The organism is Nocardioides lianchengensis, assembly GCF_900101465.1.
Classification (GTDB): domain Bacteria; phylum Actinomycetota; class Actinomycetes; order Propionibacteriales; family Nocardioidaceae; genus Nocardioides; species Nocardioides lianchengensis.
Window position 1 is genome coordinate 1 of sequence record NZ_FMZM01000008.1, and the last position, 23,332, is coordinate 23,332.

Genomic DNA, 23,332 nt, shown 5'->3' on the forward strand with positions numbered 1-23,332 from the left:
TGCGGGGGTCTCGACGGGCGTTCAGGACTTCGTCCTTCACTGCTCGACCACCGGCGACAGGGACCGGCGGCAGGACCCACCTACCGAAGGTCGCTTGTTGGCTGCAGGGGTCTCGACGGACGCGTCAAACTCGGGCGCAGAGGACGTGGCCGCCGCCGGCGGGAGGGCCGGGCGGTTTGCCGAGGTAGCGGGAGCGGATCTCCGGGCGACCGAGGTCCTCGATCGAGGTGAAGCCGAGGGAGCGGAGGAGGTCGTGCAGGTCGGGGGTGGACCATCCCTCGAGGAGCGGCTCCCCCAGGTCGGCGACCCGGGCGCGGAGCAGGTCTTGCTCCGCGCGTTCGCGGGCGGGGACGGAGGCCAGGGGGTTGGTGTAGTCGAGGACCACTTCGCCGTCGGGCACGGACGCGATGGCTCGCAGCGTGGCGGCGACGGCGTCACGGGTCAGGTAGGGCACGACGCCGAGCCAGACGAAGAACGCGGGTGCCGAGGCGGAGAAGCCGGCGGCCACCAGACCGTCGAGGAACGACGCCCGCTCGAAGTCGACCGGGACGTAGGCGAGTGACGGCGGCGCGTCCAGCCCGGCGGCCGCGACCCGCGACCGCTTCCAGGCCTGGGTGTCGGGGTGGTCGACCTCCCAGACGCGGACGTGGTCGTGCGGGTTCCGGTAGGCGAAGGTGTCGAGGCCCGCGCCGAGGACGACGACCTGCCGCACACCCCGTCGTACGGCGTCCGCGAGGGAGTCCTCCGCGAACCGGTGCCGGACCGCGATGAAGACCCGCAGTCGCGAGCCCTCCCACAGCGTGGTGTCGACGTCGTCGCCGAGGATCCGCCAGGCGAGCGGGTCGCGGAAGATCAGCGGCGGCTCGTCCTGGTGCAGCGCGCGCTGCACCGCAGCACCCCACGCCGTCCGGCTCGGCTCACCCTCGCGCACGCCGCCGATCCTGCACCGACCCGACGAACGCCGCCACCAGCGGATGGACCGGCGCCCCGGCGAGCGCACCGACGTGCGGCTGGAACATCGAGGTCACGAAGAACGGGTGGTCGGGGAACTCCAGCACCTCGGCGCCCGCGTCCGGGGCGGTCGCCCCCACCACGACGCCGGCCGCGACCAGGCGATCGACGACCTCCGGCGTGGGCGCGTACCCGCAGAAGTGCATGCCGGCGAAGGGCTCCGGCGCCCACGCGGCGAAGCGGGTGCCGGGCACGGCGGTGACGACGCGCGTCTCCCCCTGCAGCGAGCAGGCCAGGGCGGCGACCACGTTGTCGTCGTCGGGCCCGTCCGACTCGGCGTGGGTCGCGGGCCCGCCCAGGACGTCACGCACGAAGGACACGACCGCATACTGCATCCCACCGCAGGTCCCGAGGAACGGGACCCCGAGCTCGCGCACCGCGGTGATCGCGCGCAGCGCGGCCGCGTCGTCGGCGTACGGCGAGCCCGGCACCAGCCAGACCCCGTCGTACGACGACGCATCGAACCCGGAGTCGGTCGCCACCCACTCGGTCCGGACCGGCAGCATCGGCCGCAGGGCGTCCAGCTCGCGATGGCTGCGGTGGCCCCGGTGCTCGCCGAGCAGCGCGATCTTCACAGTCGTGGCCTCCGCAGCCGCAGCTCCCAGGCGTCCAGCGGCTCGAACCTCTTGCGGGTCCCGTCGGGCACGAACCCGTTGCGCGCGTAGAACGCCCGCGCCCGGGCGTTGTCCTCCAGGACCCACAGCGAGCAGGCCGTGTCGGCCGGGACCGACGCGTCGAGGAGCGCCTGCCCGAGGCCGGTCCCGTGTTGCGCGGCGAGGACGTACAGCCCGTAGAGCTCGTGCTCGGCGTCACCGTCGCGGCGGCCGGCGCCAGACGTGGCGAAGCCGACGAGCGCGTCGCCGTACGTCGCCACCAGACGGGTGATCCCGGCCGGGGACGGGTGCTGCCAGCGCCGCTCCCACGTCGGCCCGTCGGCGAGCTGCGCGTCGAGCAGTGCCGGGTCCACGATCGGCCCGTACGCCTCGCGCCAGCAGGCGCGCTGCAGCTCCGCCCCGGCGACGGCGTCGGTGGCGGTCGCGGGGCGGAGCAGCACGCTCATGCGAGCCGGGCCAGCTCCTCGTCGACGATCGACGGGTCGAGCTTGGTGAAGATCGGCGTCGGCTTGGCGACCGGGGTGCCGACGGCGATCGGGTGCCGCTGCCAGGTCACGGCGGAGGCGTAGTCCCCCGTGATGATCGGGTACGGCGCCCCGCCGTCGAGGTCGTCGACCTCGTCGATGCGCGGCATCGGGGCGATCTCGCCGCGGCCACCGAAGGCCAGGTCGACCTGGTTGGCCGCGAACGGCAGGAACGGCGCCAGCACGATGTTGAGGTCGGCGACGCACTGGGCGACGACGTGCAGGACCGTGCCGAGCCGCGTCGGGTCGTCCTTGATCTTCCAGGGCTCGGTGTCGGAGACGTACTTGTTGACCTCGCCGACCGCGCGCATCGCCTCTCCGATCGCCTGCTTCTGGCGGTGCCGGCCGATCAGGTCGCCGACGACGCCGAACGCGGCCTCGGCGGTCGCGAGGACCGCCTCGTCCTCCGGGGTCAGATCACCGAGGGGCGGGATCTCGCCGAAGTTCTTGGCGATCAGGTTGGCGGTCCGGTTGACCAGGTTGCCCCAGCCCGCGACCAGCTCGTCGTTGGTGCGGCGCACGAACTCCGACCAGGTGAAGTCGGAGTCCTGGCTCTCCGGACCGGCGGAGGCGACGAAGTAGCGGAAGGCGTCGGCCTGGTAGCGCGAGAGCAGGTCGCGCACATAGATGACGACCTTCTTCGAGGACGAGAACTTCCTGCCCTCCATCGTCAGGAACTCCGACGACACCACCTCGGTCGGCAGGTTGAGCTCGCCGTACTCGCGGGGCTTGCCGCCGAGGGAGCCCTTGCCCGAGTAGGCCAGCAGCTCGGCCGGCCAGATCTGGCTGTGGAAGGTGATGTTGTCCTTGCCCATGAAGTAGTAGGACAGCGCCTCCGGGTCGTTCCACCATTGGCGCCAGGCGTCGTCGTCACCCGTACGACGGGCCCACTCGATCGACGCCGACAGGTAGCCGACGACCGCGTCGAACCAGACGTAGAGCTTCTTGGTCGGCTGCTCGCGCCACCCGTCCAGGGGTACGGCGATGCCCCAGTCGATGTCGCGCGTCATGGCGCGCGGACGGATCTCCTTGAGGATGTTCTGGCTGAAGCGGATGACGTTGGGTCGCCACAGGCCGGTCGCCTCGCGCTCGTCGAGCCACTCCTTCAGGGCGTCGGCCAGCGCCGGCAGGTCGAGGAAGAAGTGCTGGGTCTCGATGAACTCCGGGGTCTCGCCGTTGATCTTCGAGCGCGGGTTCTTCAGGTCGGCCGGGTCGAGCTGGTTGCCGCAGTTGTCGCACTGGTCGCCGCGCGCGCCGTCGTACCCGCAGATCGGGCAGGTGCCCTCGATGTAGCGGTCCGGGAGGGTGCGGCCCGTGGACGGCGAGATGGCGCCGTACGTCGTCTGCTCGACGAAGTAGCCGTTCTCGTAGACGCCCAGGAACAGCTCCTGCACCACGGCGTGGTGGTTGCGGGTCGTCGTGCGGGTGTAGAGGTCGTAGGTGCAGCCGAGCGAGGCCAGGTCCTCGGCGATGATCCGGTGGTTGCGGTCGGCCAGCTCCTGCGGCGTCAGGCCGGCCTCGTCGGCGGCGATCAGGATCGGGGTGCCGTGCTCGTCGGAGCCGGAGACCATGAGCACGTCGTGGCCCGCCATCCGCATGTAGCGGCTGAAGACGTCGGAGGGCACACCGAAACCGGCCACGTGGCCGATGTGGCGCGGGCCGTTTGCGTACGGCCAGGCGACGGCGGACAGGACTTTGCTCATGTCGGTGATCCTAGAGTCGTTCGCATGACCCTCATCGCGGAGGACCTGTTCCTGCTGCTGCTCGACGACGAGAAGGGCACGCTGGGCGGCACGAGCTATCCCCAGCCGGTGCTGGGCGGCGCCCTGCTGATCGAGCTCGCCACGACCGGTGCCGTCGAGGTCGAGGAGAGGACGAGCGTGTGGCGCTCGGCCAAGGTGCACCCGGCCGGCCACCCGCCCGAGGACGCCGTGTTGCGGGCGGCGTACGACGTGGTCGCCGAGAAGCCGCGCTCCGCGCAGGACCTCGTGACCCGGATCGGCAAGGGGGTGCGCGACACCCTGGCCGAGCGGCTGGCGGAGCGCGGGATCCTCGAGCGGCAGGAGAGCAGGGTGCTCGGGCTGTTCCCCCGCACCCGCTGGCCCGCGGTCGACTCCCGGCACGAGGCCGAGCTGCGGGCCCGGCTCACCGGCGTGCTGGTGCGCGGCGACGAGCCCGACGAGCGGACCGGCGCGCTGCTGGCGCTGCTGTCCGCCATCGATCGCGCCCACAAGGTCGTCGACCACCAGGGACTGCCCGCCAAGGAGGTCCGCCAGCGGGCCAGGGCGATCGCCGAGGGCGCGTGGGCGGCGAAGGCGGTCCGGGACGCGATCCTCGCGGCGTCGACCGCCGTGACGGCCGCGGTCACGGCGTCCACGGTCGCGGTGACGACCAGCAGCTGACGGATCAGTCGAACCGGTTCATCCGGCGCTGAGCCAGGCGCCGGACCTCCCCGAGCCGGCGGTAGATCCGCTCACCGGGGCACGCGGTGTCGTTGGTGTCGCGGTGGCCGTCGATCACCGGCAGCCGGACCCGGCGTCCGGCGGCGTACTTGTCGCTCCCCGTCGAGCGCACGGCGACGGTGCCGGTGGCCTTGCGGCGGGCCTTGTCCAGCTTCCAGGCGGCGACCCGCGCGACCATCAGGATCGAGCGGTCCGAGGCACGGTTGCCGTCGTGGCTGCCGATCACCGCGATGCCGACGGAGTGCTCGTTGAAGCCGAGGGTGTGGGCGCCCTGGACCAGTCGGGACGGACCGCCCGAGCGGCCCTCCCAGACCCGGCCGAAGCGGTCGACCAGGAAGTTGTAGCCGAGGTCGAACCAGCCCAGCCGCTGCGTGTGGTACTCGTACATGCCCCGGATCAGCGCGGGTACGTCGGAGCGCGAGTAGCCGTTGCCGGTCGCCGTGTGGTGGACGTGCACCTGGCGCAGCCGGTCGGTGTAGCGCACGGTGCCGTTGCGCAGGCTCTCGTCGGCGCCCCAGTCGCGGCGCGAGTAGATGCGCGGGCGGGGTGCCCGGGTCGGCCGGGCGGCCGCGCGCGCCGTCGTGCGGGCCGCACGCCTCGGCGCGGGTGCGGCGTCGCGAGCCCGGGTCCCAGGGTCGATCAGCACCAGGTCGAGCCCGGCGGGGACCGCGCCGGTGGTGCGCAGCTGGGCGGCGCTCGACGGCCCCACCCAGAGCAGCTCGCTGCCCCGGACGCCGGTCGCCTCCGCGGCGGACTCGGACGGACCGTCGGTCAGCGGCTCGAGCGACTGCCAGCGGCTCCAGCCGTCGGCGTCGCGGGTGCGGACCTCCGCGGCCGGCGTACCGCCGCCGCGCCAGGTGACGCCGACCATGGAGAAGGGCTCGGCGCGCACCGGCCCGACCGCGGACGCATCCGGGGCCGGGCCGTGCGCGACGGCAGGTGGCGCGCTCAGCAGCGCGAGCAACGTGAGCAAGGACAGGGCGATTCCCGAGAGCCGCATGCCGCCCCATCCTGCGGCACGCGGCGCCTCAGCTGAAGTCGAGGTCCGCGTTGCGCGAGCGCTTCAGCTCGAAGAAGTAGGGGTACGACGCCAGCGCGACCGCGCCGTCCCAGATCTTCCCGGCCTCCTCGCCCTTCGGGATCGAGGACAGCACGGGCCCGAAGAAGGCGACGCCCTCGATGGCGATGGTCGGGGTGCCGACCTCGTCGCCGACCTGGTCCATCCCGAGGTGGTGCGACTTCTTGATCGCCTCGTCGTACGACGGGTCGTCCATGGCATCGGCCAGCGACGTCGGCAGGCCCGCGTCGGTCAGGGCCGCCTCGATGGTCGCACGGTCGTAGGTCCCGCCCTCGTTGTGCCGGCGGGTGCCGAGCGCGGTGTAGAGCGGCGCGAGCGCCTCCTTGCCGTGCTGCTGCTCGGCGGCCATCACGACCCGCACCGGCTGCCAGGCGTCCTTGAGCAGCTCGCGGTACTCGTCGGAGATGTCCTTGTCCTGGTTGAGGTAGGCCAGGCTCATCAGGTGCCAGGTGACGGAGATGTCACGGACCTTCTCGACCTCCAGGATCCACCGCGAGGTGATCCAGGCGAACGGGCAGAGCGGGTCGAACCAGAAGTCGGCGTTGGTGGTCGTCATGACCCCAGTCAACAACCGGACCGGAGACCCGATTCCCTCAGGTCCGAGACGATCAGCGCTTGCGGACCCGCACCTTGACCTTGGCCTTGGTCGCCTTCACGACCGTGGTGCCCTCGTAGGCGACCCGCACCCACTTCACGCCCGGCCGGAGGTCGGGGACGACCACGCGGGCGGCGCCGTTCACGAACCGCACCACCTGGGCGCGGGAGCCGATCCGGAGCGTGACCCGACCGGAGAAGGGCGTCACCCCCGGGGCCCGCATCCGGACCTTGACGACGGCCTTGCGGACCCGGCCTTCGGCCACCACCCGCATCGTCGGCTTCGTCGTGACCATGGACGCGAGCGGGATCGTGCGGCTCAGGCTCCGGAAGCTGCGGCGGGTCATGTCGAGGCGGACGGAGATCCTCCTGCCCACGTCCTCGGCCCGCAGCGGGTACACCGGACCGGTGACCCCGGGGACGGGTACGCCGTCGCGCAGCCAGGTGTGGACGACCGTCGCGTCCGCCGGCTCCACGGTGCCGGGCACGACCTGCAGCGCGCCGCCGTACGCCGGCGTCCCCGTCAGCGTGTACGGCGTGACCTCGCGGATCGTCCCCGCGAGCACCGGCTCGGTCGGCAGGGACATGACCGCCCCCGCGTTGTAGGCGGTCGCCCGTGCGGCGACGCGGGCCACGACGCGCTTGTCGACCAGGTCCTGGGTCAGGGGCAGGGTCCACGCGGTCGCACCGGGGATCGCCACACCGTCGGCGTACCACTGCACGCTCTTGGTGACCGGCGCCGGTTGCCAGGTGCCCAGCGAGACCGAGAGGACCTCGTCGAGCTGCGGGGTGCCGGTGATGACCGGCCGCACGGTGTTGGCCATGGTGCCGGGGGCAACGGCTGCGGTGCTCGCGACCGCCTTGCCCGGCTGGTAGCCCTTCTTCGTCGCGGTGACGGTGACGCTCAGCGCCTTGCGCAGGACGGCGGCGGTGGGCGTGTAGGTGGCCTTCGTGGCGCCGGCGATCGGGGCCCCGCCCGCGGACCACTGGTAGGCGTAGGAGCCGGCCGGCTTCCAGGTGCCCTGGCGCGCGGTGAGGGTGACCCCGATCTTCGGGGTCCCGACGACCGTCGGCGGCGCGGTCGGCGCCAGCACGCGGTCGTTGAAGTGGATGAACCCGCTCGGCCAGCCGCGACCGGACTTGGTGATCCGGCGCCAGTGGAAGTCGCCGCCCCAGCTGTCCTCGGAGATCACGATCTCGGTGCTGGACACGACCTGCTCGACGTACGCGACGTGGCCGCTGGAGCCGGCGCCCGGCACGTTGGCCTTCCACCAGGCGATCGCGCCGACGGTCGGGGTGGCATCGGTGATCGACTTCATCGCCACGCCCCAGTTGCTCGCGTTGCCGTTCCCGCTCCAGGGCCGGGTGTTCGGCAGGCCGCTGCGCACGATCCGGTAGGCGGCGTAGTTGGTGCAGTTGTGGCCGGCGTACATCCGCCAGTACATCGTGTTGCGGTTCGCGCGGTAGCCGTCGTGCGAGTAGCCCGCGTTGGCGCAGCCGGCGTAGCCGGTGCAGAGGTACGTCGAGTCCGCGACGGCCGGCGGCGCGGGCAGCGACAGGAAGCCCCCGAGAAGCGCGAGGAGACCGACCACGGCGGCGAGGCGGGTCCTCCGTGGCTCCTGTGACTGCTGATGCACGGGAGAACCATAGTGAAAAAAGTCAAGCGCGACACGCCGGAAGTGAATGACAATAATGTAGTTCACGCCGGCTCATGCGCAGCGCGTCATCGGCTCTCCGGCGACCGACCTGAGTGCCCCGCACGGACCGGTGCGGATACCCAGCCGCTAAACGCCGGTCGAGACCGCCTCCGGCCCTGACCAAGCCGTCGCGGAAGTGATGTGCGCACACTGTCCACATGTCGGACACCACGGCCGGACGGAGGCCGTTGGGTCGGCCGCCCTGGCCGGTGGCAGGATGCAGCGCATGCCTGGAACCAATCTCACCCGGGACGAGGCCGCCACCCGCGCCGCCCTCCTGGACGTCACGTCGTACTCCATCGACCTGGACCTCACGACGGCCGTCGCCGAGCAGATCAAGACCTTCGGCTCGACCACCACGATCCGGTTCACCGCGACCGAGCCCGGAGCGGAGACGTTCGCGGACCTGGTCGATGCGACGGTCCACGAGATCACGCTCAACGGCGAGAGCATCGACCCCGCGACGGCGTACGCCGACAGCCGCATCACGCTGACGGGCCTGCAGGCCGACAACGAGCTCGTCGTCCGCGCGGACTGCACCTACTCCCACACGGGAGAGGGCCTCCACCACTTCGTCGACCCCGTCGACCAGCGGGTCTACCTCTACTCGCAGTTCGAGGTGCCGGACGCCCGCCGGGTCTACACGACCTTCGAGCAGCCCGATCTGAAGGCGCCGTTCAGCTTCCACGTGACCGCCCCGGCCCACTGGAAGGTCGTCTCCAACTCCCCCACGCCCGAGCCCACGCCGGTCTCCGACGGCGTCGCGCGCTGGGACTTCGAGCCGACCCAGCCGATGTCGACGTACATCACGGCGATCGTCGCCGGCGAGTACCACGAGGTACAGGACGTCTACCACGGCAAGCACGGCGACATCCCGCTCGGCCACTACTGCCGCCAGTCGCTCGTCGAGCACCTCGACCGCGACGCGCTGGTGGAGATCACCCAGCAGGGCTTCGCCTTCTTCGAGGAGCAGTTCGACTTCCCCTACCCCTTCGGGAAGTACGACCAGCTCTACGTGCCGGAGTACAACATGGGCGCGATGGAGAACGCCGGCTGCGTGACCGTCCGCGACGAGTACCTCCCCCGCTCGCGCCAGCCGCGCTCGTTCTACGAGTTCCGGGCCTCGATGATCCTGCACGAGATGGCCCACATGTGGTTCGGCGACCTGGTGACCATGAAGTGGTGGGACGACCTCTGGCTGAACGAGTCGTTCGCCGAGTGGGCCTGCTACTGGGCGGCCGTCGAGGCGACCGAGTTCACCGAGTCCTGGACCGGCTTCGCCAACGCGCGCAAGCAGACCGGCTACCGCCAGGACCAGCTCCCGTCGACGCACCCGATCGCGGCCGACAACCACGACCTGCACGCCGTCGAGGTCAACTTCGACATGATCACCTACGCCAAGGGCGCGTCGGTGCTCAAGCAGCTGGTCGCCTGGGTCGGCATCGAGCCGTTCATCGCCGGCCTGCGGCAGTACTTCCAGGACCACGCGTTCGGCAACGCCGAGTACACCGACCTGCTGGCCGCCCTGGAGAGGTCGTCCGGTCGCGAGCTCGGCAGCTGGGCCACCGAGTGGCTGCAGACCGCCGGCGTGAACACCCTGACGCCGGAGTTCGAGCTCGCCGAGGACGGCACGTACGCCGGCTTCCGTGTGCTCCAGAGCGCCCACCCGGACTGGCCGACCCTGCGCCGGCACCGCCTCGGCCTGGGCCTCTACGACTGGACCGACGGCCGCCTGGTCCGCCGCGACGCGCTGGAGATCGACGTCGAGGGCGGGTCGACCGACGTGCCGGCGCTCGTCGGCGTACGGCAGCCGGACCTGCTGCTGCTCAACGAGGGCGACCTCACCTACGCCAAGATCCGCCTCGACGAGCGATCGCTCGCCACCGCCATCGACGGCCTGTCGAAGCTCGACGACTCGCTGGCGCGCGCGCTGGTCTGGGGCGCCACGTGGGACATGACCCGCGACGCCGAGATGCGGGCCACCGACTTCGTCGAGCTGGTGCTGGCCAACATCGGCCAGGAGACCGACGCGTGGGGCGTCAGCCGGATCCCGACGTTCGCGGCGCAGACCGTCTCGTCGTACTCCGCTCCCGCGACGCGGGCCGCGCTGGCCGGCCGCTGGGAGTCGGGGCTGCGCGAGCTCGCGCTGGCCGCGGAGCCCGGCAGCGACCAGCAGCTCACGTTCGTGCGCAGCTACGCCGCCACCGCCCACAGCGAGCAGGCCCTCGCCGACCTCGAGGCGCTGCTCGACGGGTCGCTGGTGGTCGAGGGCCTGGCCGTCGACCAGGACCTGCGCTGGCTGCTGATCACCGGCCTGGCCGCGAACGACCGGGCCGGCTCGCGGATCGACGACGAGCTGGTCGCCGACAGCACCATCTCCGGTCAGGAGCACGCGGCCGGTGCCCGGGCCGCGATCCCGACCGCCGAGGCCAAGGCCGAGGCCTGGCGGATCGCCGTCGAGGACGCCTCGACCCCGAACGAGACCGCCCTGTCGGTGGTGCTGTCCTTCCAGCGGCCGCGGCAGGACGCGGTGCTGGCGCCGTACGTCGAGAAGTACCTCGACGCGGCCGAGACCGCGTGGGACACGCTCGGCACGCACCGGGCGGCGAAGGCCCTGGAGTTCATCTTCCCGAAGCCGCTCGCGAGCCAGGAGCTGCTCGACCGGGTCGACGCCTGGCTGGCCTCCTCCCCCGCTCCCGCGGGGGCGAAGCGCTACGTCCAGGAGGGCCGGGCCGACGTCGCCCGCGCCCTGGCCGCCCAGGAGCTCGACGCTCAGGCCTGACCCCGCCGGTGGACGAGCTCGCCGAGTCGGCGCACCTGTGCGCCGACCCGGCGGGCTCTCCACAGCAGGCGGCGGAGCCGTCCGGCTCGACGCGGGGTGAGGTGGATCTCGGGCGACACGTGCTCTCCTACGGACCGGCAGCCCCCACTTCAGGTCGAGGACAGTCTGGACCCGCTCCGGCCGATGTGGATCCGGCGTGGAGAAGACGTGGAGAGACCGTTACTCCGGGCCGGCGTGCAGCGTCTCGGGCGCCCGGGCGTGCTCGGCCAGCAGGTGGATGCCGCGCAGCAGACCCGAGACCAGGCCGCCCGTGGCGAACTCGGACTGCATGGCCACGACGGCCAGCTCGACCTCGGCGTCCGAGAGGGTACGGCGGGCGTAGCCGCCGGTCACGACCTCCAGGACCCGGCGCGTCGGGTCGACCATGACCAGGACGCTGCGGGCCGGGACGACCAGCGAGTTGTGGAGGCTCGTCGCGAACGCCCGTGGGTCACCCTCGGAGTTGCCGACGAACACGGAGAACTCCAGCCGGCACAGCTGCTCGGCCTGGCGGATCGCGTCGTCGAGCGCGAACCGCTCCGACTTGGTGAAGGGATCACCAGCGGGCACTGGCTCCACCCGCCTGGGACTCGTCGCCGTCGGGTCCGGCCAGCTCGGCCGTGGTGCGGCGCGGGCCGCCGATCCACTGGTTCTCGACCGCCGGGGCGTTGGGGGCGACCCGCTCGCCGCGGACCAGGGCCGGCACGTAGACCAGGGCCGTGATCAGCAGGCCGAGGGCCAGCGGGATCCCGCCGAGCACCAACAGCGCGTGCCAGGCGTCGACGTCGTCGGGCGTCGACCAGCCTTCGGCCACGTCGGCGCTCGCGGGGCCGGCCACGGCCACGAGGGCGACCGAACCGGCGAGGAGGACCGTCGTACGACGGACGAGGGTGGCGGTGCGGGAGATGCCGGGCTGGATGCTCACGAGACGAGGATATCGGTCGCCTCCGACGGGCGCGCCGACGGTTCGGCCTCCGCTTGCGTCGTGTGAATACTGGGGCCCATGTTTGTGCTCGCGACCACCGACCCCTGCGCGGACGGCGAGCAGGTCTGCAACACGGCCCTCGACTGGACCGGCAACGACACCGCCGCCCAGGTGGCCGACGTGCTGATCGGCGCACCGCTCGCCATCGCCGGGCTGGTCCTGCTGGGACTGGTCATCCGTTGGGTCCTCCACAAGCTCGTCGACCGGCTGGTCGCGCGGGCCGAGGAAGGGGTGCTCCCGAACCGGATGGGCGGCCGCTTCAACCGCCAACGCCAGGCGACCACCGAGGGCTCGCTGGCCCGTGACGTGAACACCTCGACGCGCCGGGTGCAGCGCGCCAAGACCATGGGCGACCTGCTCAAGAGCATCATCACCGGCATCCTGGTGGCGATGTTCGGCACCATGGTGCTGAGCGAGCTCGGCGTGAACATCGCCCCGATCATCGCCAGCGCCGGCATCATCGGCCTCGCGCTCGGCTTCGGCGCCCAGTCGCTGGTCAAGGACTTCCTGTCCGGCATCTTCATGATCGTCGAGGACCAGTACGGCGTGGGCGACGTGGTCGACGTCGGCGAGGCCACCGGCACCATCGAGGCGGTCAGCCTGCGGGTGACCCGGCTGCGCGACCTCAACGGCACGGTCTGGTACGTCCCCAACGGCGAGATCATGCGCGTCGGCAACATGAGCCAGAACTGGTCCCGCGCCGTCATCGACGTCTCCGTCGGCTACGGCGAGGACCTGGTCCGCGTCCAGCGGGTGCTCTCCGAGATCGCGCACGACCTCTGGGACGACGAGGACTTCCGCGGTCTGGTCATCGAGGAGCCGGAGGTGACCGGGGTCGAGATGCTGGCCGCCGACTCGGTCAACCTGCGGGTGCTGATCAAGACCCTGCCCAACGAGCAGTGGGGCATCGCCCGGGCGATGCGTCAGCGGATCAAGGCCCGCTTCGACCACGAGGGCATCGAGATCCCCTTCGCCCAGCGGGTCATCTGGCACCGCGACGAGAAGAAGGCCGCCGAGGAGTCCGACTCCCCCACCTGACCCGAGATCGCCGAGTCCGCAGAAACTGAGGGCCGAGTCAGCACTAGTAGTGCTGACTCGGCCCTCAGTTTCTGCGGGTGGGGCTCAGGCGAGCGAGGCGTCCAGCGTGATCGTGGTGCCGGCGAGCGCCTGGCTCACCGGGCAACCCTCCTTGGCGGCCTGGGCCAGCTCCTTGAACTTCTCCTCGTCGATGCCCTCGACGACGCCGACGACCGTCAGCTTGATGCCGGTGATCCCCGTGCCGGGGGTCAGCTCGACCTCGGCGGTCGTCTTGAGCGTGGTGGCCGGGGTGTCGTTCTTCGCGAGGCCGTTGGAGAAGGCCATCGAGAAGCAGGACGAGTGGGCGGCGGCGATCAGCTCCTCGGGGCTGGTCTTGCCGTTGGCCGCCTCGGCGCGCGAGGGCCACGACACGTCGTACGTGCCGATCCCGGACGACTCCAGGGTGACCTTGCCGGAGCCCTCGAAGAGGGTGCCTTCCCAGTTCGTGGTCGCTTGGCGAGTGGTGGGCATCTGCGGTCAACTCCTCGGTGGTGGGGCGGGTCGGGGCGAGTCTTGCACGGGCGCGACAATGGGCTCGTGAGCACCTTCTACGACGAGATCGGCGGGTACGACACGATCGCGCTGATCGTGAAGACCTTCTACGAGGGCGTCGCGACCGACGAGGTGCTGCGCCCGATGTACCCCGAGGAGGACCTCGGCCCGGCCGAGGGGCGCTTTCGCGACTTCCTGGTGCAGTACTGGGGCGGGCCGTCGACGTACTCCGAGCAGCGCGGTCACCCGCGGCTGCGGATGCGGCACGCGCCGTTCGCGGTCAACCCGGAGTCGAAGGACCACTGGCTGACGCACTTCCGGGCCGGGCTGGACGCCGCGGACCTGACGCCCGAGCAGGACGCGCAGTTCTGGGACTACGTGACGCACGCCGCCCAGTTCATGGTCAACACGTTCGACTGAACTCCACCAGGGGGTCGCGGAGCGCGGCCTCCGGCGCGGTCGCGCGCTGGGTCGCCTTGTCGAAGAAGACCAGCACCACGCGGGCCCGGGCGAGCACGACGTCGCCGTCGCGGATCTCGGACTCCATGACGACGGAGGTGGTGCCGACGCGGGCGATCCAGGTCCAGGCGTCGTACGGCTCGGCCCGGAAGAGGATGGGGACCCGGTAGTCGACGTCGATCCGGGCGACCACGACGTGGGCCCGCCCGGCGGTGCTCCAGTCGTCGCCCCAAAGCCGCGCCATCAGCGCGATCCGGGCCTCCTGGAGGTACTCGAAGTACTTGACGTTGTTGACGTGGCCGTAGACGTCGACGTCCGAGAAGCGCACGGCGACCGGGTAGTGGCCGGTGTCGCTGGTGCGGACGGGGGTGCGCTCGGGACGGTCGACCGGCTCGGTCGGCTCCAGGAGCTCGGCCAGAGTGGCCCGCTCGTCGGACGTCAGCCGGCGCGGGCGCTCCTCGGCGAACACGTACGGCGTGAGCACGGTGGTCGCGCGGAGGTAGACCCGACGGCCCGACGGCTCGTCGGGGTCGGCGTCGTAGATCTCGTAGGCCATCGTGAAGCTCGCGGCCCGGACCTCGGTCACCCAGCACTCGATGGTGACCGGCCGGAACCGGAACGTCAGGGGCCGGAGGTACTGCACCTCGTGCCGGACGACGACCAGGCCGTCGACCAGCTCACCCGCCGGCCGGGCCGGACGGTGGGTGCGGAGCATGTCGACCCGCGCCTCTTGGAGGTAGTCGACGTACACGACGTTGTTGACGTGCCCGAGGAGGTCGAGGTCGGCCCACCGCAGCGGGCACTCGTACGTGTGGCGCACGCCCCGATGCTGCCAGAGCGGGCGCCGGCCGGGATCAGTGGCTGCCGGCGAGGCCGAAGTAGTGGGCGCCGATGGTCTCGTGGCGCGCGATCCGGACCTGACGCTCGCTGCGCAGGGTGGTGACCAGCTGGGCGGTCCCGGCGGCGAGGGCGACGACGCCCGCGACGAGGAGGACGGCGAAGCCGACGAGGAAGGTGATCACGGCGGGGGTGGCGATGTCGTACATGGTGGTTGTCCTTTCTACCTCTGTAGAATCTCTACATCTGTAGAAAGTACGCCGGTCCGCGCTCCCGCGCAAGTCGGAGCGGTAGTGTCGCGGCCCACACGTCCTCACGCCCCCAACTCACCTCGGAGAACCAGCTGTGACCTCGCCCGCCCCCGAGCTCAGCCCGCGTCGGCGGGTCCTGCTCGACGCCGCCCTGCAGGTGCTCGCGGAGCAGGGCCTGCGCGGACTCACGCACCGCGCGGTCGACCGGCAGGCCGGGCTGCCCGAGGGGTCCTGCTCGGCGTACCTCCGCACGCGGAAGGCGCTGCTGACCGCTCTCACCGAGTACGTCGCGGCCGGACTGGGCGCCGACGTCGCAGCACTGGCCGCCGAGCTCGACCACCTGCCCGACGACGACGACATCGAGCCCCATGTCGAGGCGACCGGACGGCTCTTCCTGAGCTGGCTCGACCACCCGGAGATGCTGCTCGCCCGCCAGGAGCTGGCGATCGAGGCCGCCCGCGACCGCGATCTCGCCGAGGTCCTCGGCGCGGCGCGCACGGCCCTCATCGAGGTGGTCGACGGCATCCTCTGCGCGCGGGGCAAGAGCCACGGACCCGAGGCGGCCGAGTGGCTGGTCGCCTCGATGGACGGCATCCTGCTCGCCGCGCTGCTCAAGGCGCCGACCGAGCGACCCGCCTTCCTCGGCGGCGCCGTGGCCCAGACCCTGGGGTCGCTCGCCCTGGAGGACTGACGCCGAGGTGGAACACGTTCTGATTTCGTGACGTACGCCTCACTGCCGCGACTCCACGACGGCGTCTAGGGTGGCGAGCGCACCACCCCGACAGCGCCGTCTACCCAGGAGTGACCCATGCCCGAGGCCGTCATCGTTTCCGCAGCTCGCTCGCCCATCGGCCGCGCGAACAAGGGGTCGCTGAAGGACCTGCGTCCCGACGACCTGTCGGCGACGATCATCCAGGCGGCGCTCGACAAGATCCCCGCCCTCGACGCGGCCACGATCGACGACCACTACCTCGGCTGCGGCCTGCCGGGCGGCGAGTCCGGCAACAACATGGCCCGGATCGTCAACGTGCTGCTGGGCCTCGACAGCGTCCCCGGCGCCACCATCACCCGCTACTGCTCGTCGTCGGTCCAGACCAGCCGGATGGCCTTCCACGCGATCAAGGCGGGCGAGGGCGACGTCTTCATCTCGGCCGGCGTCGAGATGGTGTCGCGGTTCGCCAAGGGCACCTCCGACCACTGGCCCGACACCAAGAACCCGCTGTTCGCCGACGCGGAGCAGCGCACCAAGGCCACCGCGGCCGGCGACGGTACGACGACGCCGGAGTGGCACGACCCGCGCGAGGACGGCATCCTGCCGGACGCCTACATCGCCATGGGTCAGACCGCCGAGAACGTCGCCAAGATCCGTGGCCTGTCGCGCCAGGAGCTCGACGAGTTCGGCGTCCGCTCGCAGAACCTCGCCGAGAAGGCCATCAACGACGGCTTCTGGGAGCGCGAGATCACCCCGGTCACCACCCCCGACGGCACGGTCGTGTCGAAGGACGACGGCCCCCGCGCCGGGGTCACGATCGAGGCGGCCAGCCAGCTCAAGCCGGTCTTCCGCCCCGACGGCGTGGTCACCGCCGCCAACTGTTGCCCGCTCAACGACGGCGCGGCCGCCGTCGTCATCATGTCGGACACGAAGGCCGCCGAGCTGGGGCTCACCCCGCTGGCCCGGATCGTCTCGACCGGCGTCTCCGGCCTCTCCCCCGAGATCATGGGCCTCGGCCCCGTCGAGGCGACCCGCAACGCGCTGAAGCACGCCGGGATGAGCATCGGCGACATCGACCTGGTCGAGATCAACGAGGCCTTCGCGGCGCAGGTCGTGCCGTCGTACCAGGACCTCGGCATCGACATCGACCGCCTCAACGTCAACGGCGGCGCGATCGCCGTCGGGCACCCCTTCGGCATGACCGGAGCCCGGCTGCAGAACACCATGCTCAACAGCCTCGACTGGCACGACAAGTCCACCGGCCTGATCACCATGTGCGTCGGTGGCGGCCAGGGCATGGCGATGATCCTGGAGCGGATCTAGCAGGGACGCTCAGCGGCCTTGCTGCCGATGGTCGAGCGAGCGGCGCGCGTGTCGAGACCGTGGCCGGCGGCCTGATCTCATCCGCCGTCGGTGACGTACCCCGCGAACGCCTGGCCCCGGAAGGTGGCCAGGCGTTCTGCCTGCTCGTCCAGCCCTGCGGGCAGCGGCCCGCCGTCCCAGACGGTGACGGCGAGCTGCAGCCGGCGACCCTTCGACCGGGGCCGCCAGCTGCCGACGACCTCGGAGCCCGCGAGCACTCCCCCGGGCCGTCCGAGCGTGCGCCAGAGGTCCCGGCGGGCGTCGGCGTCGGGGACCACGAGCTCGCGGTCCCGGCCCTGCAGGAACAGGTCGAAGGGGCCGAGCAGGCGCACGCCCGAAGGTTCCCCTGGATCGGCCATCGCGTCGAGGTCCTCGGCCAGGACGTCGAGCGTCTCGCCGTCCACCTCGACGGGGACGACGTCGTCCGGCCAGTGCTGCTTGACCACCCGCACCGGCGCGTCGAGGTAGCCGGCCACCAGTTGAGGGCTCGCCGGGCCGAGCAGGCGCAGGACGCCGCGGATCGGGTCGAGGTGGGGCGGCACTCGCTTCGCGGGTCCGCGCCAGCCGGGGATCCGCCGCAGCACCGGCGGCGAGGTGTCGGCCTCCAGCTCCAGACCGGCCTGGAGCGCGGCGAGACGGAACGGCTGCTCGTAGGTGTGGGTGGCCCGGCATGGCTCGCACCAACGCAGGTAGGGATCCGGCAGCCGGTCGGTCAGGGCGCTCGACATCTCCCCCTTCACCACCCGCCGGCGACCGGCGACCTCGCTCATCGTCTCCGCCACCCGGTCGAGCGCGTCGAGGACCGGGATGCCGGCCTTCCTCAGGGGCCGCGAGGCGTCGAAGACCCGCTTCGCCGCATCCGCCTCGTCGAGGGGCGCGGTCGCCGCCGCGACCGCGGCCGCCTCCGAGCGCCGGTAGGCGTGCGGCGCCCCGCGCAGGGTCCAGGCGAGGAACACGTCGTCGGGCGGCGGGCGGACGCCCCGGAGCTCCAGGGCCCAGCGGAACCCGTCGGGACCGGTGTCCTGGACCCCGAGGTCGAGCACCCGCGAGTCGCCGGCCTCGCCCGAACGAGTGAGGTCCTGCTGCCGGGCACGGTGGCGCAGCACGCTCGTGCGATCGATCCGCCTCTCTGCCATGGGCCCGGTCTACCAGGTGCCGGCGACAGGCCGACATAGACTGCCGCGCGTGGCAGACGCAGCGGCCGGTTCGGGAACCCACTGGCTCGACGACCAGGAGCAGCGCTCCTGGCGGGCCTATCTGATGGGCACCACGCTGCTCCTGGACCGCCTCGACGACGACCTCAGGCGCACCTTCGACCTCTCGCTCGTCGAGTACGAGATCCTCGTCCGCCTCTCCGAGCGCGAGGGCCGGATGCGGATGGCCCAGCTCGCCGACGCCCTTGCCCACAGCCGGAGCCGGGTCACGCACACCGTCACCCGGATGGAGCGCGCCGGGCTGGTCCGGCGCAGCAACTCGCCCGAGGACGGTCGCGGCATCATCTGCGGGCTGACCACCCAGGGCCGCGACCTGCTCGAGCGGGCCGCCCACGTCCACGTCGCCGGCGTACGCGCGCACCTCGTCGACCTGGTCGACGGCGACGACTTCGCCGCCGTCGGCCGGGTCATGGACGCCGTCTCCGACAACCTCGTCGCCGCCCACCCCGAGATGGAAATGCGTCAGGCCGCGCCAGCGGACTGACGCATTTCGGTCGGTGAGGGACGCGCCAGCGGACCTCACAGTGGTGGTCGAGCGAGCGCCACGGCTGAGCCTGCGAAGCCGTGACGCGCGTGTCAAGACCCAACCAGATCTCGCAGGCACAATCCCGGCGCCACCCCGAGACCGCGAGACGAACGAGGCCGTACGGCGGGCCCACCAGGTCTCGATACGCTCGCTGGCGCTCGCTACTCGACCAACGAGCAGCCAGCCACCAGCGGACTGACGTGCACCTCGGTCGAGCGAGCGCCACGGCTGAGCCTGCGAGGCCGTGACGCGCGTGTCGAGACACGAGCGCCACGGCTGAGCCTGCGAAGCCGTGACGCGCGTGTCGAGACCCAACCAGATCTCGCAGGCACAATCCCGGGGCCACCCCGAGACCGCGAGACGAACGAGGCCGTACGGCGGGCCCACCAGGTCTCGATACGCTCGCTGGCGCTCGCTACTCGACCAACGAGCAGCCAGCCACCAGCGGATTGAACGCATTTCGGTCGAGCGAGCGTGACGGGCATGTCGGGACCCATCCAGGTCACGCGGGCGGACTCAGCTCGGCCCGCCCGCACGAACGCCGACCCGTCACTCCCTGCCCGACGTACGGCGTGTCCGGGGCATTGAGTGACGGGTCGGCGGTGTGGTCAGTCGCGGGTCAGGCGGCGGTGGGTGACGCGGTGCGGGCGAGCGGCCTCGAGGCCGAGGCGCTCGATCTTGTTCTCCTCGTACGACGCGAAGTTGCCCTCGAACCAGAACCACTGGGCCGGGTTCTCGTCGGTGCCCTCCCACGCGAGGATGTGGGTGGCGATGCGGTCGAGGAACCACCGGTCGTGGGAGGTGACCACGGCGCAGCCCGGGAAGTCGAGCAGCGCGTCCTCGAGGGACGACAGGGTCTCGACGTCGAGGTCGTTGGTGGGCTCGTCGAGCAGCAGCAGGTTGCCGCCCATCTTCAGGGTGAGCGCCAGGTTGAGGCGGTTGCGCTCACCACCGGAGAGCACGCCCGCCTTCTTCTGCTGGTCGGGGCCCTTGAAGCCGAACGAGGCGACATAGGCGCGCGAGTTCATCTCGAAGTTGGCGACCTTGATGAAGTCGAGCCCGTCGGACACGACCTCCCAGACGTTCTTGTTGGGGTCGATGCCGCCGCGGGTCTGGTCGACGTACGAGAGCTTCACCGTCTGGCCCACGTCGAGTTTGCCGCCGTCGGGCTGCTCACCACCGGTGATCATCCGGAACAGCGTGGTCTTGCCGACGCCGTTGGGGCCGATCACGCCGACGATGCCGGCGCGGGGCAGCGAGAAGGACAGGTCGTCGATGAGCGTGCGGCCCTCGAAGCCCTTGGTGAGGTGCTCGGCCTGGAGGACGACGTCACCGAGGCGCGGACCGGCCGGGATGTTGATCTCGGAGGTGTCGATCTTGCGCATCCGGTCGGCCTCGGCCGCCATCTCCTCGTAGCGCGCGAGACGGGACTTGCTCTTGGTCTGGCGGGCCTTGGCGTTGGAGCGGACCCACTCCAGCTCCTTCTCGAGCATCTTGGCGCGCTTGGCGTCCTTGAGCCCCTCGACCTTGAGCCGGTCGCGCTTGGTCTCGAGATAGGTCGAGTAGTTGCCCTCGTAGGGGTGGGTCTGGCCGCGGTCGAGCTCCAGGATCCACTCGGCCACGTTGTCGAGGAAGTAGCGGTCGTGGGTGATGGCCAGGACGGCGCCCGGGTAGTCCTTGAGGTGACCCTCCAGCCACTGCACCGACTCGGCGTCGAGGTGGTTGGTGGGCTCGTCGAGGAGCAGCAGGTCGGGCTGCTGGAGCAGCAGCTTGCAGAGCGCGACCCGGCGCCGCTCACCACCGGAGAGGTTGTCGACGATCGCGTCCGGCGGCGGGCACCGCAGCGCGTCCATCGCCTGGTCCAGGCGGCTGTCGAGGTCCCAGACGTTGGCGGCGTCGAGCTCGGTCTGCAGGTCGCCGGCCTCGGTCGCGATCTTGTCCTGGTCGGCGTCGGGGTCACCCATGAGCATGTAGAGCTCGTCGAGGCGGGCCATCTTGGCCTTGGTCTCGGCGACGGCCTCCTCGACGTTCTCGAGGACCGTCTTGCCCTCGGTCAGGGGCGGCTCCTGCTGGAGCATCCCGACCGTGGCCCCGGGATCGAGGATGGCGTCGCCGTTGTTGGCCTTGTCGAGCCCGGCCATGATCTTGAACAGCGAGGACTTGCCGGTGCCGTTGGGGCCGACGACGCCGATCTTCGCCCCGTGCAGGAACGAGAGGGTCACGTTGTCGAGGACGACCTTGTCGCCGTGGGCCTTGCGCACGTTGCGCAGGGTGAACACATATTCCGCCATGGTTCCCAGGCTAGTGGTTCCGTGGGCCACGGACCGGGGCGGGGCCGTCCGGGGTCGGCCCGCCCCGGGACGGCTCACGCGGCCGGGGCCGCCGCGTCCTCCATGGCGGACCGGTCCGGCGACGGCGCCGGGCCCGTCTCGGCGCGCGTCGTCTTGGTGAACCGGCTGACGCCGCGCGTCAGGTCGTGGCCGACGCTGGTGGCCTCGACCACGAACGAGGTCACCTCGACGCCGGCGCTGTTGACCCAGACCTGGGCCTCGAGACGGCCGTGCACGACGACCGGGTCGCCGCGGCGCAGCGAGTCGCGGCAGTTGTCGCCGAGGGACCGCCAGGCGTCCACGGAGTACCACTGGGTCGGGCCGTTGACCCAGCTGTCGCTGCGGCGCTGGTAGCGCCGCGGGGTGCAGCCGAGGCGGAAGCTGGCGACCTGGGCGTCGCCGGCCTGGCGCACCTGCACGTCGCCGCCGAGCCAGCCGTGCAGGGTCACGAAGGTGTCGGTCATGGGACTCTCCTTAGTCGCGGCCGCCCTCGCGGCCGGGGTGAGCCTCGAGACTCCGACCGTGCGCCGACAGCCGCCGCCGCCCCGGACCGACCCTGGGGACGAGCCCTGCGGGACCGCCTGCTGTGGACGACAGGTGGCCCGACGTCGGGCCCGGTGTCAGGCCCGGCGTCAGGCCCGCTGCGCCTTGGCCACGCCCGACTTCAGCGCGCTGTAGGCGGCCAGCTCGGCCTCGACCGGCCGGACGACCAGCTCGGAGGCGACCTCGGAGATCGAGCCCTCCAGACGCTTGCGCACCGACTCGGCACGCTCCTTGGCCGCCCCGGCGACGGTGCCGCGGCAGACCAGGGCCAGCGCGATCCCGACCACGACGCAGGCCACCGCCACCACGAGGGGTACGGCGAGGCCGCCCACCTCCGGCGCGTCACCCGTGACGCCGGCGGCGGCGAGGCCCGCCCAGATCCCGCAGCCGACCGCTCCGAGGAGCAGCAGCCACTGGAGCACCCGGACCAGGCTGACCCAGCCGGGCAGCCGCTGGCCGCCCAGGTCGGTGGCCGCCAGCGCGGCGTCGAGCCGGTCGCCCAGCTCGGGGATGCGCGAGACGGAGACCCGCTGGACGGAGGCCGCCCAGGGAGCGCCGAGGCCCTCGGAGGCGTCGTCGGCCAGCGCCCGCACCTCGGTGTCGACCCGGGCGCGCTGCACGGAGACCGAGGTCGGCGCGGCAGTGGCACGGCCCGAGAGGCGACCCGCGGAGTCCCCGACGTCGAGCTCGAGCTTCTTCAGCGGATCGCCGCGCAGGCCGGCGATCCAGGAGACGGCCGGCCAGCCGGTGGCGCGGGTCGCGCGGATGCGCGTGGAGCGCTCGACCGCGTCGACGACCGTGGGCACGCCCGCGGCCTCGCCGAGGGCGGTCTCGAACGACTGGGCACGACCGGCGGGGAGGCTGCGGGTGCGGCCCTCGCCGCTGGCCGCGTCGAGGCGACCCGCGGCGGCGCGGATGTCGGCCTCGAGGCGGGTGCGGGTCATCTTCTTCTCGGCGACCCGGCGACCGATCTCGGCACGCAGCTCGTCGAGGCCGATGCCCTGGCGGGCGCTGATGGCGATGACCGGGACCTTGGCGAGACCGTCGTTGTCGAGCAGGCGTCGTACGTCGTCGAGCATCGCCTGGCGACGCTCCTCGGGCACGGAGTCGATGTGGTTGAGCACCACCACCATGACCTCGTCGTGGGTCTTCAGCGGCTCGAGGTAGCGGTCGTGGATGGCCGCGTCGGCGTACTTCTGCGGGTCGAGGACCCACACGAGCAGGTCGGCGAGGGCGACCAGTCGGTCGACCTCGAGGTGGTGGGACACCTCGGTCGAGTCGTGGTCGGGCAGGTCGAGCAGGACGACGCCGTCGAGCGCGTTGTCCTCGCGTCGGGTGTCGAGCATCGAGTCGCGCGTCGTCTGGTGGCGGTCGGGGATGCCGAGCCACTCCAGGAGCTCGCGGGCCCCGTCGGTGCCCCACACGCAGGCCGTGGCCCAGGACGTGGTCGGACGGCGGACGCCGACGGCCGACAGCTCGAGGCCGGTCAGCGCGTTGAACGTCGAGGACTTCCCGGACCCGGTGGCGCCGGCGATGCCGACGACGGTGTGCTCGGCCGACAGCCGCAGCCGCCCGGCGGCCCGGTCGGCCACCTCGCGGGCCTCGGTCACCAGGGCCTCGTCGAGCCGGCCGCTCGCAGCCTCGGCCGCGGCCTCCAGGCCCTCGATCCGGGCGCCGATGTCGGTGCCCCGGGTGACCAGCTGCTTGGCCCCCTCCAGCAAGGACGTCATGTTCTCCAACCCA

General features: G+C 71.7%; 23 protein-coding genes. 7 read left to right on the forward strand and 16 right to left on the reverse strand.

Translation table 11 applies throughout. The features are described 5' to 3' along the window. Positions 1-124: 124 nt before the first annotated feature. From BLT76_RS14875 to metG, 4 genes are read right to left on the reverse strand one after another with little or no spacing between them, the layout of a single operon-like run. The gene (locus tag BLT76_RS14875) at positions 125-931 is read right to left on the reverse strand and encodes a class I SAM-dependent methyltransferase (protein WP_090857606.1); all 807 of its coding nucleotides are present in this window, start codon (positions 929-931) and stop codon (positions 125-127) included. After that, a complete protein-coding gene (locus tag BLT76_RS14880; RefSeq protein WP_244509418.1) occupies positions 918-1,586 on the reverse strand; it encodes a glutamine amidotransferase-related protein in 669 nt (222 codons plus the stop codon). Before BLT76_RS14880 ends, BLT76_RS14875 begins: the two co-directional genes overlap by 14 nt. Continuing rightward, positions 1,583-2,071 carry a GNAT family N-acetyltransferase gene (locus tag BLT76_RS14885; RefSeq protein WP_090857608.1) on the reverse strand — a complete coding sequence of 163 codons (489 nt, stop codon included), beginning with the start codon at positions 2,069-2,071 and terminating at the stop codon, positions 1,583-1,585. Before BLT76_RS14885 ends, BLT76_RS14880 begins: the two co-directional genes overlap by 4 nt. After that, on the reverse strand, positions 2,068-3,852 hold the full coding sequence (gene metG, locus BLT76_RS14890) for a methionine--tRNA ligase (RefSeq protein ID WP_090857611.1): 1,785 nt from the start codon (positions 3,850-3,852) through the stop codon (positions 2,068-2,070). The genes BLT76_RS14885 and metG overlap by 4 nt, the downstream gene beginning before the upstream one ends. Positions 3,853-3,876: 24 nt before the next feature. On the opposite strand from metG, the gene BLT76_RS14895 reads away from it, so the two are divergent. Then, positions 3,877-4,551, forward strand: a complete 675-nt coding sequence (locus BLT76_RS14895) for a GOLPH3/VPS74 family protein (protein WP_090857614.1) — start codon at positions 3,877-3,879, stop codon at positions 4,549-4,551. Positions 4,552-4,555: 4 nt separating this feature from the next. Here BLT76_RS14895 and BLT76_RS14900 read toward each other — a convergent pair whose 3' ends face one another. From BLT76_RS14900 to BLT76_RS14910, 3 genes are read right to left on the reverse strand one after another with little or no spacing between them, the layout of a single operon-like run. Beyond that, positions 4,556-5,611, reverse strand: a complete 1,056-nt coding sequence (locus BLT76_RS14900; RefSeq protein ID WP_090857617.1) for an N-acetylmuramoyl-L-alanine amidase — start codon at positions 5,609-5,611, stop codon at positions 4,556-4,558. Positions 5,612-5,639: 28 nt separating this feature from the next. After that, positions 5,640-6,245 carry a mycothiol-dependent nitroreductase Rv2466c family protein gene (locus BLT76_RS14905; RefSeq protein ID WP_090857620.1) on the reverse strand — a complete coding sequence of 202 codons (606 nt, stop codon included), beginning with the start codon at positions 6,243-6,245 and terminating at the stop codon, positions 5,640-5,642. A 52-nt stretch (positions 6,246-6,297) separates the two neighbouring features. After that, the gene (locus BLT76_RS14910; protein WP_139175546.1) at positions 6,298-7,920 is read right to left on the reverse strand and encodes a CHAP domain-containing protein; all 1,623 of its coding nucleotides are present in this window, start codon (positions 7,918-7,920) and stop codon (positions 6,298-6,300) included. Between the two features lie 286 nt (positions 7,921-8,206). On the opposite strand from BLT76_RS14910, the gene pepN reads away from it, so the two are divergent. Continuing rightward, positions 8,207-10,762: an aminopeptidase N gene (pepN, locus tag BLT76_RS14915; protein WP_090857626.1), complete on the forward strand. Its 2,556-nt coding sequence runs from the start codon at positions 8,207-8,209 to the stop codon at positions 10,760-10,762. 219 nt (positions 10,763-10,981) lie between these two features. Here pepN and BLT76_RS14920 read toward each other — a convergent pair whose 3' ends face one another. Both BLT76_RS14920 and BLT76_RS14925 read right to left on the reverse strand, forming a co-directional pair. Beyond that, positions 10,982-11,371, reverse strand: coding sequence for a DUF5130 family protein (locus BLT76_RS14920; RefSeq protein WP_090857629.1), 390 nt, complete (start codon positions 11,369-11,371; stop codon positions 10,982-10,984). Continuing rightward, positions 11,358-11,726, reverse strand: a complete 369-nt coding sequence (locus BLT76_RS14925; RefSeq protein ID WP_090857632.1) for a hypothetical protein — start codon at positions 11,724-11,726, stop codon at positions 11,358-11,360. Before BLT76_RS14925 ends, BLT76_RS14920 begins: the two co-directional genes overlap by 14 nt. 78 nt (positions 11,727-11,804) lie before the next feature. On the opposite strand from BLT76_RS14925, the gene BLT76_RS14930 reads away from it, so the two are divergent. Next, a complete protein-coding gene (locus BLT76_RS14930; protein ID WP_090857635.1) occupies positions 11,805-12,824 on the forward strand; it encodes a mechanosensitive ion channel family protein in 1,020 nt (339 codons plus the stop codon). An 84-nt stretch (positions 12,825-12,908) separates the two neighbouring features. Here BLT76_RS14930 and BLT76_RS14935 read toward each other — a convergent pair whose 3' ends face one another. Next, complete coding sequence (locus BLT76_RS14935; protein WP_090857638.1) at positions 12,909-13,334, reverse strand: OsmC family peroxiredoxin; 426 nt, start codon at positions 13,332-13,334, stop codon at positions 12,909-12,911. A 66-nt stretch (positions 13,335-13,400) separates the two neighbouring features. Between BLT76_RS14935 and BLT76_RS14940 the strand changes: the two genes are divergently transcribed. Next, a complete protein-coding gene (locus BLT76_RS14940) occupies positions 13,401-13,775 on the forward strand; it encodes a globin (RefSeq protein WP_090857641.1) in 375 nt (124 codons plus the stop codon). Here the strand turns inward: BLT76_RS14940 and BLT76_RS14945 are convergent. Then, entirely contained in the window at positions 13,759-14,634 is an 876-nt protein-coding gene (locus BLT76_RS14945) for an acyl-CoA thioesterase (protein ID WP_090857644.1), read from the reverse strand. The genes BLT76_RS14940 and BLT76_RS14945 overlap by 17 nt on opposite strands. Positions 14,635-14,668: 34 nt before the next feature. Then, a complete protein-coding gene (locus BLT76_RS14950) occupies positions 14,669-14,860 on the reverse strand; it encodes a hypothetical protein (RefSeq protein ID WP_090857649.1) in 192 nt (63 codons plus the stop codon). Between the two features lie 136 nt (positions 14,861-14,996). Here BLT76_RS14950 and BLT76_RS14955 point away from each other — a divergent pair, with 136 nt between their 5' ends. After that, entirely contained in the window at positions 14,997-15,593 is a 597-nt protein-coding gene (locus tag BLT76_RS14955) for a TetR/AcrR family transcriptional regulator (RefSeq protein ID WP_090857653.1), read from the forward strand. Positions 15,594-15,710: 117 nt separating this feature from the next. Further along, positions 15,711-16,937 (forward strand): acetyl-CoA C-acetyltransferase, encoded by a 1,227-nt coding sequence (locus tag BLT76_RS14960; protein ID WP_090857657.1) that lies wholly within the window; start codon positions 15,711-15,713, stop codon positions 16,935-16,937. 77 nt (positions 16,938-17,014) lie between these two features. Here the strand turns inward: BLT76_RS14960 and BLT76_RS14965 are convergent, their stop codons facing one another. Continuing rightward, positions 17,015-18,112, reverse strand: a complete 1,098-nt coding sequence (locus tag BLT76_RS14965; protein ID WP_090857660.1) for a DNA glycosylase AlkZ-like family protein — start codon at positions 18,110-18,112, stop codon at positions 17,015-17,017. Positions 18,113-18,161: 49 nt separating this feature from the next. On the opposite strand from BLT76_RS14965, the gene BLT76_RS14970 reads away from it, so the two are divergent. Beyond that, complete coding sequence (locus BLT76_RS14970) at positions 18,162-18,674, forward strand: MarR family winged helix-turn-helix transcriptional regulator (protein ID WP_308632304.1); 513 nt, start codon at positions 18,162-18,164, stop codon at positions 18,672-18,674. A gap of 650 nt (positions 18,675-19,324) precedes the next feature. On the opposite strand, the gene ettA is transcribed toward BLT76_RS14970, so the two are convergent. The 3 genes from ettA to BLT76_RS14985 form a co-directional block, all read right to left on the reverse strand. Continuing rightward, a complete protein-coding gene (gene ettA, locus BLT76_RS14975) occupies positions 19,325-21,007 on the reverse strand; it encodes an energy-dependent translational throttle protein EttA (RefSeq protein ID WP_090857667.1) in 1,683 nt (560 codons plus the stop codon). 74 nt (positions 21,008-21,081) lie between these two features. Then, entirely contained in the window at positions 21,082-21,510 is a 429-nt protein-coding gene (locus BLT76_RS14980) for a single-stranded DNA-binding protein (RefSeq protein ID WP_090857670.1), read from the reverse strand. Positions 21,511-21,678: 168 nt separating this feature from the next. After that, a complete protein-coding gene (locus tag BLT76_RS14985; RefSeq protein WP_090857672.1) occupies positions 21,679-23,319 on the reverse strand; it encodes a YfjP family GTPase in 1,641 nt (546 codons plus the stop codon). Positions 23,320-23,332 lie beyond the last annotated feature (13 nt).